The 13760-nt window shown below is 26.2% G+C and carries 12 protein-coding genes; 11 read left to right on the top strand and 1 reads right to left on the bottom strand.

Translation table 4 applies throughout. The features are described 5' to 3' along the window. Nucleotides 1-96: 96 nt before the first annotated feature. The 11 genes from AC27EK_RS01435 (at nt 97) to AC27EK_RS01385 (ending at nt 12262) form a co-directional block, all read left to right on the top strand. Nucleotides 97-486, top strand: a complete 390-nt coding sequence (locus tag AC27EK_RS01435) for an IMPACT family protein (protein WP_487231578.1) — start codon at nt 97-99, stop codon at nt 484-486. Between the two features lie 10 nt (nt 487-496). After that, nucleotides 497-2230 carry a DNA polymerase III subunit gamma/tau gene (dnaX, locus tag AC27EK_RS01430; RefSeq protein ID WP_487231577.1) on the top strand — a complete coding sequence of 578 codons (1734 nt, stop codon included), beginning with the start codon at nt 497-499 and terminating at the stop codon, nt 2228-2230. A gap of 22 nt (nt 2231-2252) precedes the next feature. Further along, a complete protein-coding gene (locus AC27EK_RS01425) occupies nt 2253-2555 on the top strand; it encodes a YbaB/EbfC family nucleoid-associated protein (RefSeq protein WP_487231576.1) in 303 nt (100 codons plus the stop codon). 10 nt (nt 2556-2565) lie between these two features. After that, nucleotides 2566-3171, top strand: a complete 606-nt coding sequence (gene recR / locus AC27EK_RS01420; protein ID WP_487231575.1) for a recombination mediator RecR — start codon at nt 2566-2568, stop codon at nt 3169-3171. A gap of 111 nt (nt 3172-3282) precedes the next feature. After that, nucleotides 3283-3705: a 30S ribosomal protein S12 gene (gene rpsL / locus AC27EK_RS01415; RefSeq protein WP_487231574.1), complete on the top strand. Its 423-nt coding sequence runs from the start codon at nt 3283-3285 to the stop codon at nt 3703-3705. Nucleotides 3706-3716: 11 nt separating this feature from the next. After that, nucleotides 3717-4184 carry a 30S ribosomal protein S7 gene (rpsG, locus tag AC27EK_RS01410; protein WP_487231573.1) on the top strand — a complete coding sequence of 156 codons (468 nt, stop codon included), beginning with the start codon at nt 3717-3719 and terminating at the stop codon, nt 4182-4184. Between the two features lie 12 nt (nt 4185-4196). Next, nucleotides 4197-6260 carry an elongation factor G gene (gene fusA, locus AC27EK_RS01405; protein ID WP_487231572.1) on the top strand — a complete coding sequence of 688 codons (2064 nt, stop codon included), beginning with the start codon at nt 4197-4199 and terminating at the stop codon, nt 6258-6260. Nucleotides 6261-6410: 150 nt separating this feature from the next. Further along, nucleotides 6411-7595, top strand: coding sequence for an elongation factor Tu (gene tuf / locus AC27EK_RS01400; RefSeq protein ID WP_487231571.1), 1185 nt, complete (start codon nt 6411-6413; stop codon nt 7593-7595). A 186-nt stretch (nt 7596-7781) separates the two neighbouring features. Beyond that, nucleotides 7782-9461: a ribonuclease J gene (locus AC27EK_RS01395; RefSeq protein WP_487231570.1), complete on the top strand. Its 1680-nt coding sequence runs from the start codon at nt 7782-7784 to the stop codon at nt 9459-9461. Nucleotides 9462-9465: 4 nt separating this feature from the next. Beyond that, complete coding sequence (locus AC27EK_RS01390; protein WP_487231569.1) at nt 9466-11340, top strand: FtsK/SpoIIIE domain-containing protein; 1875 nt, start codon at nt 9466-9468, stop codon at nt 11338-11340. Further along, on the top strand, nt 11330-12262 hold the full coding sequence (locus tag AC27EK_RS01385; RefSeq protein WP_487231568.1) for an amino acid--tRNA ligase-related protein: 933 nt from the start codon (nt 11330-11332) through the stop codon (nt 12260-12262). The genes AC27EK_RS01390 and AC27EK_RS01385 overlap by 11 nt, the downstream gene beginning before the upstream one ends. Nucleotide 12263: 1 nt before the next feature. On the opposite strand, the gene AC27EK_RS01380 is transcribed toward AC27EK_RS01385, so the two are convergent. Next, nucleotides 12264-13742: a hypothetical protein gene (locus AC27EK_RS01380; protein ID WP_487231567.1), complete on the bottom strand. Its 1479-nt coding sequence runs from the start codon at nt 13740-13742 to the stop codon at nt 12264-12266. Between the last annotated feature and the right edge of the window lie 18 nt (nt 13743-13760).

Raw genomic sequence — 13760 nt, 5'->3', positions numbered from 1 at the left:
AGCCTAAAGCTTATTAATTTGCTAATTACCATAATAAAAACAAACAAAATAGATTTAGTGTCTATTTTGTTTTTTAATTAATATATAACTAATAATATGAAAACAATAAAAGAAAAATCATACAAAGAAATAATTATTAAAAATTCGAAATTTCAAGCATATGCTTTTAATTTGAATTCTATAAAAGAATTTAATAAACATTATTTAAATTTAAAAAAGATTCATAAAAAAGCAACACATATATGTTTTGCTTATAAATTTAATGAAGACAACATTCAACATGTTAAATATTTCGATGATGGCGAACCAAAAGGAACTGCTGGATTACCTATTTATTCTTTTATTGATAAGAAAGATCTTAACAACATATGTATATTTGTTGTTAGATATTATGGAAAAATAAAATTAGGTGCTGGTGGGTTAATTAGAGCATATTTAAAGGCTGCAAAAGAATCTATTGAAATAGCAGAATTAATTGATTTATAATAATAGTATTATGAACAAAATAGCACTATATAGAAAATATAGACCAACAAATTTTAATAGCATTGTTGGTCAACAATTTATTGTTAAAACTTTAACTTTATCAATAGAAAAAAACAAAACTAATCATGCATACATTTTTTCTGGACCAAGAGGTACTGGAAAAACATCAATAGCTAAAATATTTGCAAAAACGATTAATTGCTTAAATACTAAAAAAGGCAATAGTTGCGAAAAATGTAATAATTGTTTATTAATTAATAAAGAAGAAGCTATTGATGTTATCGAATTAGATGCTGCATCTAATAATGGTGTTTCAGAAGTTAGAACTATTATTGAAAATATTCCATTTTTACCAAATTCTTTAAACAAAAAAGTATACATTATAGATGAAGCTCATATGTTAACCAATAGTGCATGAAATGCATTATTAAAAACAATAGAAGAACCTCCAAAACATGTTATGTTTATTTTTGCCACTACTGAAGTTAATAAAATACCTTTAACTATATTAAGTAGATGTCAAAGATATGATTTTAAAAAAATATCTTTTGAAGATTTAAACGCATTAATTGTTAAAGTAACAAAAGAAGAAAAAATAAAAATAACAGAAGATGCTATTAAAAAATTAATTCAATTATCAGACGGCGGAGCTAGAGATTGTTTATCTTTATTAGATCAATCTTCTTCATTTAGTTCTGGGAATATTACTATTGAGTCATTAAGTTCATTGTTTGGATTAATTGATCAAAAGAAAAAACTTAATTTTTTAACATTCCTATTGAATTCTGATTTTGAATCTGCTTTCCAATTGTTTGAAGAATTCAATTCTAATGGGGTTGATTTTGAACAATTAACAGAAGAACTTATTAAAATACTTCTTGATTTATTAATGTATTTAAAAACTAATAATGAACAATTATTAAAAGAAGTTTCAGTAAATGATATTTCTAATATAAACACAACAGAAGTTAAATTAAATTTTTTCATAGATGAATTTGTTAAAACGAATTCAGAAATTAAGAATTTTAAAAATGAAACTCTGTACTATAAAATACTTATTCAAAAACTAACTAGAGAAAATAATAATCAAGAAATTCCTGAACCTAATAGAAAAATTCAAAGAAATGTTCTTATTCAAGAAGCTACTTTTAAAAAAAGACCTTCAATTTCTTCAATATTCAAAACAACAACAAGACAAGAAACAAAAGAAATAATTACTAAAAAACCATTAAATCCATATTCTAAGGATTTTCTAAGTGATATTAAAGAAGAACCTAATCTTTTAAGAGATGATTTCTTAAAAATTTTCTCTAATAAAAATAAAGACCTTACTTCTTCATGTAATGAACTTCTTAAAACATATTTAGAAAACAACAAAATAAACAAAAATTTAGAAATACTAAAAGACATTATAAAAATTTCTGCTTGTTCAAATAACGGAATGATTCTTGTTTTTGAATATGAATTACTTTCAAAAAAATTTAATGAACTTATTAAAAAGAATAATGAACTACAAGATGCTTTAAATAATATATTTAATAAAGCTTATGTAACAATAGCTATTACTAAAGAAATAGGAACTGAGTTCTTAGATTATGCAAAAAGAAATATAATTAAATCAAACATTAAAGATATTGAAAATAATTTAACTTATATTTCAAATACTATTGAATCTACTAAACAAGTAGAAAAGAAATCTTTAAAAGAGGATCTAGAATCTATATTTAAAGATGACACAGAATAAATTAAATATTTAAGGAATAAAAATGAATATACAAAAAATAATGCAACAAGCTAATGAAATGCAAAAAAAACTTAAAAAAGAATTAGATGAATTTGAAAAGAAAGAATTTGTACATGATTACAAATCTTTATTAAAAGTTAAAATACTTGGTAATTTAACTATAGTATCTATAGAAATTAATGAAGAAGTTAAAGAAGACTTCGATATTGATATGACTACTGATTCTATACAGGCTGCTATTAATGAAGCAATTGCTAAAGTTCAACAAGAAAAAGATAAAGCAACTTCTTCAGTAGCTCCTGCAGGATTGGGAAACTTATTCTAGAATTATTAATATGAAATATCCAAAAGAATTCGAATATCTTTTAGATGCATTAAAATCACTACCAGGAGTAGGAACTAAACTTGCTAAAAAGTGAGTTTATTTTTTAATTAATAAAGATAAACAATTCATTGATAATTTTGTTTCAAGAGTAGTCGAAGCAAATATAAATATATTGAAATGTAAAGATTGTGGAAATATTTCAAACAATGAATTGTGTTCTATTTGTAATTCAGTTGAAAGATATAAAAATACTATATGTGTTGTAACTACTCCAGAAGATTTAGACAGAATAGAAAGTTCTGGTCATTATGATGGATTGTATCACATAACTTATGGCGATCTTTCTATTAAGAAGAATGTTTTGGTTCAACATACTAATCTTGAATCTTTATTTACAAGATTAGAAAATAACAAAAACATTACTGAATTAATAATAGCAACAGGCTTTACTCACGATGGTGAAATGACTGCTTCTTATATAACTAATAGATTAGAAAAAAACAACAATATTAAAATCTATCGTATAGGTTTTGGAATCCCACTAAACTCTTCATTAGATTATGCTGATAATGAAACTTTAAAACATTCATTAAATAACAAAAGAATATTGAAATAAAATAATGAAAATAAATATAAAAATATGATATTATTTATTAGTATTTATTTTTTGTTATTTAAGAAAGATACACACGGCAGAGTTGTCAATATTTAGAAAGGAAAATTAATCATGCCTACAATTGCTCAATTGATTCGTAATAATAGAACTGATAAAGTGAAAAAGAGTAATACTCCTGCACTTTTAACTACATACGATTCATTAAGAAAAAAAGTTAACAAAAACCCTGCTCCTTTTAAAAGAGGAGTATGTACTAGAGTTGGTACTATGACACCTAAAAAACCTAACTCGGCTTTAAGAAAATATGCCAAAGTTAGATTAACAAACAACATGGAAGTATTAGCTTACATTCCAGGTGAAGGTCACAACCTACAAGAACATAGTGTTGTTTTAATCCGTGGAGGTCGTGCGAAAGACTTGCCTGGGGTTAGATACCACGTTGTTCGTGGAACATTAGATTGTGCTGGTATTGAAAAACGTCGTCAACAACGTTCAAAATATGGTACTAAAGCACCTAAAGCTGCAGAAAATTAAGGAGTCAAATAATGAGAAAAGCAAAACCAGAAAAAAGAACCGTTTTACCTGATCCTGTTTATAATTCAAAATTGGTTACTAAATTAATTAATTCAATTATGAACGATGGTAAAAAAGGTTTAGCTCAAAATATTATTTATGGAGCCTTCAAATTAGTTGAAGAAAAAACAGGAAAACCTGCTATTGAAGTATTTGATAAAGCAATAGAAAATATCATGCCTATCTTAGAACTTAGAGTTCGTCGTGTTGCTGGAAGTAACTTCCAAGTTCCTACAGAAGTAACACCAGTTAGAAAACAAACTTTAGTTTTACGTTGATTAACTCAATATTCACGTTTACGTAATGAAAAAACAATGTTAGAACGTTTAGCTAATGAAATTATTGATGCATCTAATGGAATTGGTGCTTCAGTTAAGAAAAAAGAAGATACACATAAAATGGCAGAAGCTAATAAAGCATTTGCTCATTTACGTTGATAATAAGGAATCTTTATGAAGAACATAAGATCTTTTAGAAACTTTGGGATTATGGCCCATATTGATGCTGGTAAAACAACTACTAGTGAAAGAATTCTTTACCATACAGGAAAAAACCATAAAATTGGTGAAACACACGATGGTGCTTCAACAATGGACTGAATGGCTCAAGAAAAAGAACGTGGTATTACAATTACAGCTGCTGCAACTTATGCTGAGTGAAAAGACCACTACTTTAATTTAATTGATACTCCAGGACACGTGGACTTCACTGTTGAAGTTGAACGTTCTCTTAGAGTTCTTGATGGAGCAGTTGCTGTTCTTGATGGACAAAATGGTGTTGAACCTCAAACTGAAACTGTTTGACGTCAAGCTACTAAATATAATGTTCCTAGAATTGTTTTTGTTAACAAAATGGATAAAACAGGTGCAAACTTTGAATATTCATTAGAAACATTAAAATCACGTTTAGGTGTTCAAGCTGTTGCTATCCAATATCCTATTGGTGCAGAATCTGATTTTCAAGGATTAATCGATTTAATTGAAATGAAAGCTTATTACTATACTGGTGAGCATGATGAAAATCCTGAAATCAAGGATATTCCTGAAGACATGAAGGAATTAGCTGATACTTGAAGAGCTAAATTAATAGATGACGTTGTTGTTTTTGAAGAAAGTGTTATGGAAAAATACTTATCTGGTGGAACAGTAACAAATGAAGAAATCAAATCATGTATTAGAAAAGCCGTTATTAACACAGATATATATCCTGTTTTATGTGGTACAGCTTTTAAAAACAAAGGTGTTAAGAAATTACTTGACGCTGTTATTGATTACTTGCCTTGTCCAATTGATGTTCCTGCTATTACAGCTACTGATGACAATGACAAAGAAGTTACTATTGAAACTGATGACAATGCAAACTTTGCAGGTCTAGCTTTTAAAGTTGCAACTGATCCATTCGTTGGTAGAATTACTTACGTTAGAGTTTATTCAGGAATACTTAAAAAAGGTAGTTATATTTATAACTCATCTAAAGGTGTTAAAGAAAGAGTTTCAAGACTTGTTAAAATGCACTCAAATAATAGAACTGAAATCGATGAAATCGGTGCAGGTGATATAGCTGCTATTATTGGTCTTAAAAACTCAACAACAGGTGATACACTTTGTGAAGAAAAAAACAAAGTTATTTTAGAAAAAATGCAATTTGCTGAACCTGTAATTTCTTTAGCTGTTGAACCTAAATCTAAATCTGATCAAGAAAAGATGAGTTTGGCTTTATCAAAACTAGCTGAAGAAGATCCAACATTCAAAACATATTCTAATGAAGAGACTGGTCAAACAATTATTGCTGGTATGGGTGAATTACACTTAGACGTTTTAGTTGATAGACTAAAAAGAGAATTCTCAGTTAATGTAAATGTTGGTGCTCCTCAAGTTTCATATAGAGAAACATTCACTATTGAAAATGAAGCTGAAGGTAAATACATTAAACAATCTGGTGGTCGTGGACAATATGGTCACGTTAAGATTAAATTCGAACCTGCTAAAGATAAAGATTTTGAATTTGTTGATGCTATTGTTGGTGGTAAAATCCCTAAAGAATACATCAAAGAAGTTGAAAATGGTCTAAAACACGCTATGGAAGCTGGACCATTAGCTGGTTATCCAATTATTGATGTTAAAGCAACATTATTTGATGGTTCATATCATGATGTTGACTCATCTGGTATGGCTTACAACATCGCTGCTTCTTTAGCTTTAAAAGAAGCTGCTAAAACATGTGGAATCGTATTATTAGAACCTATCATGTCAGTTGATGTGACAGTTCCTGATGAATACTTCGGTGATGCAATGGGAGACATTTCTTCTAGAAGAGGTTCTATTGAAGGAACTGAACAAAGAGGAATGGTTCAAACTATTAAATCAAAAGTTCCATTAAGCGAAATGTTCGGTTATGCAACCGATTTAAGATCTTTCTCACAAGGTCGTGGTCAATATGTAATGCAATTTAGTCATTATGACCAAGCTCCAAAATCAGTTACAGAAGAAATTGTAGCTTCAAGAGCTAAAAAATAATAGTTATTAAACAGCAGAAAAAACACCAGTTTAAACTTATTGCTGTTTAAAATTGATAAATTTAATCAATTCTGGTGAAAATTTTAAATATTGTAATTTATAATTAATACAAATAAAATTATTTTGAATCTAAAAAATTAGGAGAATAAAATGGCAAAAGAAAAATTTGACCGTTCTAAACCCCATGTCAACATTGTTACTATTGGACACGTTGACCATGGTAAAACCACTTTAACAGCTGCAATTTGTACTGTTTTATCAAAAAATGGTGGAGGAGAAGCTAAAGATTACGCTGCAATCGATAGTGCTCCTGAAGAAAGAGAACGTGGTATTACAATTAATACATCTCACGTTGAATATGAAACAGAATCACGTCACTACGCTCACGTTGACTGTCCAGGTCATGCTGACTACGTTAAAAACATGATTACTGGGGCCGCACAAATGGATGGTGCTATCTTAGTTATTGCTGCTACAGATGGACCTATGGCTCAAACTCGTGAACATATCTTACTTGCTCGTCAAGTTGGTGTTCCAAAAATGGTTGTATTCTTAAACAAATGCGACATTATGAACGATGCAGAAATGCAAGAATTAGTTGAAATGGAAATCCGTGAATTATTAAGTTCATACGGTTTTGATGGAGACAACACACCAGTTATTAAAGGATCAGCTCTTAAAGCTTTACAAGGTGAAGCAGAATGAGTTGCTAAAGTTGAAGAATTAATGGCAAACGTTGATTCATACATTCCAACTCCAGCTCGTGATGTTGACAAACCATTCTTATTAGCTATTGAAGATGTATTCACAATTTCAGGTCGTGGTACTGTTGTTACAGGACGTGTAGAACGTGGTGTTCTAAAAATTAACGAAGAAGTTGAAATTGTTGGTATTAGAGATACTCAAAAAACTGTTGTTACTGGAATTGAAATGTTCAGAAAACAATTAGAAACAGCTGAAGCTGGTGATAATGCAGGTATCTTATTACGTGGTACTAAAAAAGAAGATGTTGAACGTGGACAAGTTCTATGTAAAACAGGTTCAATTACACCTCATACTAAATTTACTGCTGAAGTTTACTTACTTAAAAAAGAAGAAGGTGGACGTCATACTCCAATCTTAACTAAATACCGTCCACAATTCTACTTCAGAACTACAGATGTTACTGGAGCTATTGAATTAAAAGCTGGTGTTGATATGGTTATGCCTGGAGACAACACTTCAATTACTGTTGAATTAATTTCACCAGTTGCTATTGAAAAAGGATCAAAATTCTCAATCCGTGAAGGTGGTAGAACTATTGGTGCTGGATCAGTTACTGAAATTGTTAAATAATAATTATTTAATATAAAACATATAAAAAAAGATTGACTTTTATAGGTCAATTTTTTTTTATGTATTATATAGATTTTCTAGAATATGTTAAATTATTATTAATACAATTCAATAATAAAATATAATAAACACAACTGTTTAAAACAAATTCAAAATATTTATTTATAAATACAAGGAAAATATAATATGTCTAAAATTAAAATCTTTGCTCTAGGTGGGCAAGATGAACGTGGTAAGAATTGTATTATGACTCAAGTCGATACTTCTATATTCTTATTTAATTCAGGAATTAAGGTTCCTGTTCATGAAACATTAGAAATTAATATGATGGCTCCTGATTTTTCTATTCTTAAAAAAGAACAAAATCAAATAAAAGGATTATTCATTGGATATCCATCATTTGAAAATTTAGCGGGTTTATCTTATTTATTACTTGAAATAAAAACTCCTATAGTTTTATATACATCAGAAATCGGTAAATCAATTATTAAAACTTATTTTGATAAGAAAGTTAAACAACTTAAATCTAAACTACCTGAAATTAAAGTTGTTAAACCTTTAGAAGAAATTAAGTTCTCTAAAGATATATCAATTACTCCATTTAAAGTATCATGTTCAATACCTGATGCATTAGGATGAGTTCTTAATACTCCTGATGGTGCTATTGTACATATTGATGATTTCATTGTTAATAATGACAAGACATTAGCATTTAATTCAGATATGAATTCATTGCCATCATTGGTAAAGAAAAACACTTTGGCTTTAATAGCGCCAGTTGGTAACGCCGGAATCCACAAAGGATTTACTACTCCTAATCATTCAAACAAATCGTTTTATGAAGGAATGATTAAATCAAATAAAGGAAGAACTATTGTTGCGTGTAATAGTAACGATGTTTATTCAATTATTACTTTAGCTAATATTGCTAAAAAGTTGCAAAGGCCATTTATCATTCATAGCAACACTTTTATTAATGTATTTCAAATATTGATAAAAAATAAATTGTTTAATCCTAAAGGCTTGAATACTTTACCTGTATCTGAAATTGATAAATCAGAAAATGCTATAGTAATAATGGCTGAAAATCAAGATCAGCTATTCCAAAAAATGTTCTATTATGCTGAAAACAAAATAGAAACTATTAAACCAAAAGAAACTGATCTTATTATTATGGGAATTGAAATCATTCCTGGCTATGAATCTATGAATGCTAAGTTATTAGATTTAGTTTCAAAATTAGACATTGAAAACGCAGTAATGCCAAAAACTATTATGTCTTTAAGAGCTTCAGATGAAGATCAAAAATTCTTAATCAATTTATTAAAACCAAAAAACATTTTTGCTACTCAATGTTTATATAAAAATTGAGTTAATTACAATGAAGTTATTAAAAAAGCCAAACATGTTAAAAAAGACACAATCTTTTTAGAGAATGGTGAAGGTTTTGAAATAATCAATGGTGAAATAAAGGACAAAAGATACACCATTGCTTTAGAAGAAAAAACAATTAATAGATCAGGATCAGAAGATACTGGTGGAAGCATCATTTATGAAAGAAAACAAATGGCTAATAACGGTATTGCATTATTAACATTTGCTATTTCTAAAAAAGATCAAAAATTTTTAAATGATGTTAAATTCAGATATTTTGGAATTATTCATGAATCAGAAAAAACTAATTCTGTTATTTCTGAAATTGAAAAAGAATTTATAAATATGATGCCAAAATTAATAATTATTGAAAAAAATAGAATTAATTTGAAAGAAACAAAAATTAACTTTAGAAAGCAATTCGCAAAAATGTTTGAGAAAAAATTAAACAAAAGACCTATTGTTTTACCTTCAGTTTTAGAATTAAAATAAGATTATGAAAAACACTAACAAAAATAAAAAGAAATTCACATTCGGTGATAAAGAAAAACAAATATTAAAGCACATATTTTCAGCTATTGCTTTATTGTTTTTGTTTATTTCATTTTTTAAAGTTCCATACGTTGGAGTATTTTTAGATAGTATTTTATTTTCATTTCCATTCGGATGAACAAAATACTTAATATATTTATTCTTAATGGTATTTTGTTTATCTATTAATTTTGTGGGATGAAGACAAAAAATATTTAAAAAAGATTATGTCATTTATTTCTTTTTACTTGTTTTATCTTTATCAATTTGTTTATCAGCGATTTCGGTTTATTACAATACTTCTTGAAATTTAAGTTTTGATCAATTCTATATAAATAAATCTACTAATAGTTTAGGTTACATATCAGATTGACATTCTGATATATGAACTAATCAATTAGTCAATTATAAAAATATAACTAGTTATGCTGATTTATTTAATCCTACTATAAGTGCATGAGGTGGGTTAATAGGTATATTTGTTGTTTCTGTTTCTACTTATATTATTCCTGTAATAATAATAGTATTTATTATTTCTATTGGAATTATGTTATACCTTTGAAAACGTAATTCTAAATTCAAATCTTTTATACAATCTAAGTTTATTAAGCTTTCTTCAAATGAAGAACTTAATACAACAAAAGAAGAAGAATCAAAAGATTCTAATGAAGAAACTAAAGAACCAAAAGAAAACTCAAACATATTAGAACCACTTCCAACTTATTATGACATTAACTCATTAGAAGATAATTCTTCTGATGATGCTATGGCTCTTAAAGAAGTTACAGATAATCTAAAAATTAAGATAGAGAATATTTTAAAACAATTAGTTTCTAATGTCGCTTTTAATGGTCTTGTTATAGGTTTTCAAAGTTCTAATATTGAATTTAATGTTTTAAACAAAACTAATCAGGATCTTATAATTGAAAGCACTCTTTTATTTGAAAATGTAATTAAATTCAATGACTTAATATCAAAATTAGAAATTAATCCAAAAGAAAATGGTCTTTTAGAATTTAATATTATCTTTGCAAAAAAAGGAATAATATCTATTAAAGAATTATTAGTAAATAAACCTAAGAATCATTTCTTAGAACTTGCAGTTGGTAAAACAGTTAATAGACAAGATGTGTTTATTAATACATATAAAAATCCTACACAAGTTATTCTTGGACAACACGGTTCAGGTAGAGTTGTGTTAATTTCTCAATTAATTCTTTCTGCTTTATTAACTTATTCTCCAAAAGAATTAGAATTAATTGTTTTTGAAGAAGAATCAAAAAACTTCAAACAATTTTATGATTACAAACATTTAAAAAACAAACTTTCGTCAGTTGAAGAATTAAATAATTACTTAGAAGTTCTTAAATCTGAAATGAAATTTCTTAAAAAGAAATTAATTAATGCAAAAGCAGAAGATGTATTAACTTATAACTCATTAAATGAAGATAAGATCAGAACTAAGCTTATATTAATCAATGATTTTAATAAATATTTAGAGAAAAGTTCAGAATCTCAAATAAGATTATTTAAATTATTATTAGAAAAATCAAGCAAGTTTGGTTTTAACTTTATACTAACTTCTGAGCAAGACTTTAAAATTATGCAAGAATATAGAGAATTAGCAGGAGTTGATATAATTCTTAAAACAGATACAATTCAACAAAGTATTGAGTTAACAGGTAATTCGACTCCATTCTATTTATCTGGTAGTGGTGATATGCTTTTAAGATTTAAAAATCATCCATCGTGATTTAGAGCTCAATCTTCTTATTCAAATAGAAAAACAACTAGTGATTTAATTCAGAAATTAAATGAAATAGATAATCATGAACTTTAAAAAAGACTTCTTATTAATAAAGAAAATTAGTAACAAATTTGAATCAGAATTAGAGTCTAAACTAAACCTTATAGAATCTCCAGCTCCTTTAATTCTTGAAAGTAATTTCTTGAATGATTATTTAAATGATTCAAATTCAGAATTATCGTTTGTCATTAATAATAAGAAATTAGAAATTGCTCAATCTTTAGCTAAATGAAAAAGATATGCTTTAAATAAATTTAATTTTAAAGTAAATGAAGGCATTTACACAAACATGATAGCAATTAGACAAGATGAAGTATTAGATTCTACTCATTCTTATCATGTTGATCAATGAGATTGAGAATTAATAATCACTAATGAAAATAGAAACATAGAGTTTCTAAAAGAAATAGTTTCAAAACTCTATAAATGTATTTTAGAAACTCAATCTATTTTAAACAAAGATACATATAAAAATAATCAATTGCCTAATGAACTATTCTTTATAACTGCATTAGAGTTAAAAAGAATGTATCCTAAACTAAATGTAAAACAAAGAGAAGATAAGATAACAAAAGAAAAGAAATCTGTCTTTATCATAGGAATAGGAGATTTTGATGATGAAGGATATATTCATGAATCAAGATCAGCTGAATATGATGATTGATCATTAAACGGAGATTTGTTATTTTGAAATGACATTTTAAATGCTTCTTTTGAAATATCTTCTATGGGCATAAGAGTTAATTCTGAAGGATTAAATCATCAGCTTAATAAAAAGAATATGCTTCCTAATTCTAAATATCATGATTTATTATTAAAAAATAAATTACCACTAACTATTGGTGGTGGTATTGGAAAAAGTAGATTAATAATGTACTTATTAAATAAAGAACATATTTCAGAAGTTCAAGTTTCAGTTTGAGATAAAAAAAATATTAATAAAAAAACACTTTAAGTTAATTAGAGTGTTTTTTTAATTCGTTAATTTGTTTTATTTGTTTGTCTGATAATATATTTTTTAATTCTTCATTAGAAGAATTTAAAAGATTATCAAATGAAACATATTTTTTTATAAGTTCTTCTTTTTGATTTTTTCTTAAATTCTTGATTGAATCAAATTTCGAAACAAACTTGTTTTTTAAATTAGTTTTTTTAAAAAAGTTAATTGCAAATCTGTGTACCTCATCTTGAATGTTTTCTAAAAAATAAAATAAATCCGATTTCTTATCTAATTCTATTTCTTTTAATTCTTTAGTAACTATTGAATGAGTTTTATGATTATCGTCTTTTTTAAGTCCTATGATATTTATATCATTTCATATACCAAGTTTTTCTAGACTTTCTTTTGCGGCAAGTATTTGTAATTTTGCACCATCTACTATGATGAGGTCAATATTTCTATTTTCTTCTTTAGAATATCTTCTAAAAATAACTTCTTTCATGAAATGATAATCACTATCATTGTATGTTGGAGTTAAATGGTATTTTCTATATTGTGATTTGTCTTTTATAGAATTCTTATAAGATACCATACCAGCTACTGGATTTTCTAAATTAATATTAGAAATATCAAAAACATTAATAGTATTTATATTTTTAATATTTAATATTTTTTCTAGTTCTCTATTAGCTCTTATTGTTCTATCTAGTTCTTTTTTAGAAACAAGATATAGTTGTTCTCAATAAGATATAAGATCTTCTGATTGTTTGTTGGTATGTATAATTCTTTTGATATTGTTGTTGTTAGACAAAAATAATTTTTTAATGATTAATATTTCATCTTCGACATTAGATAGTACATTATGTAAAGAATTATAAATAGAAATTATTTTGTTGTCTTTGAGTATGAAAAAGTTAATAACTAATATATTAAATTCTTTTATATAAATGTTTTCAAAGAATGCTTCTTCTTGTTCTGAGTTTTCTTTTAAAACATTTATAAGTTTGAAATAATTATTAGCTTCTTCGAAATTAAGGTTTTCTGTTTGTTCTTTCTCAAGAAGCATTAATTTTTTGATAACTTCTTCTTTGTTATTTAAATATTTTTTCATTAGTTCATTATCATAATGTTTATTTCTCTTATAAACATTGTTAGAAAATGAACCTATATAATAATTTGAATATTTTTTTAAATAAGTTGAAGTTTTGATTTCTAAACTATTTGAATCAGTAATTTTTAAGTATTGAAACTTCAATTTATCTAAATACTGAATATTGTATTTAGGTTTATGTTTTATATAAGAATCTAATAATAGTTCATTTACTAGTTTAATACTATTTGTTTCTTCTAATAGTGTATTAAAATTTGAATTTTTAACAAATTCCAATTTAGATGTAATGAAAATAATTTCATTATTAAAATTAATAAAACATAGAACTTCGTTGTTCTTTTTATTTAATTTTAATAACGATTCTTGAAATTCTTTATTAGTCATATTAATAACTATTATAAG

Source organism: Ureaplasma rhincodontis (assembly GCF_057537535.1).
The sequence above is the reverse complement of the archived record's forward strand: the minus strand, read 5'-3'. Positions and strand labels throughout refer to the sequence as shown.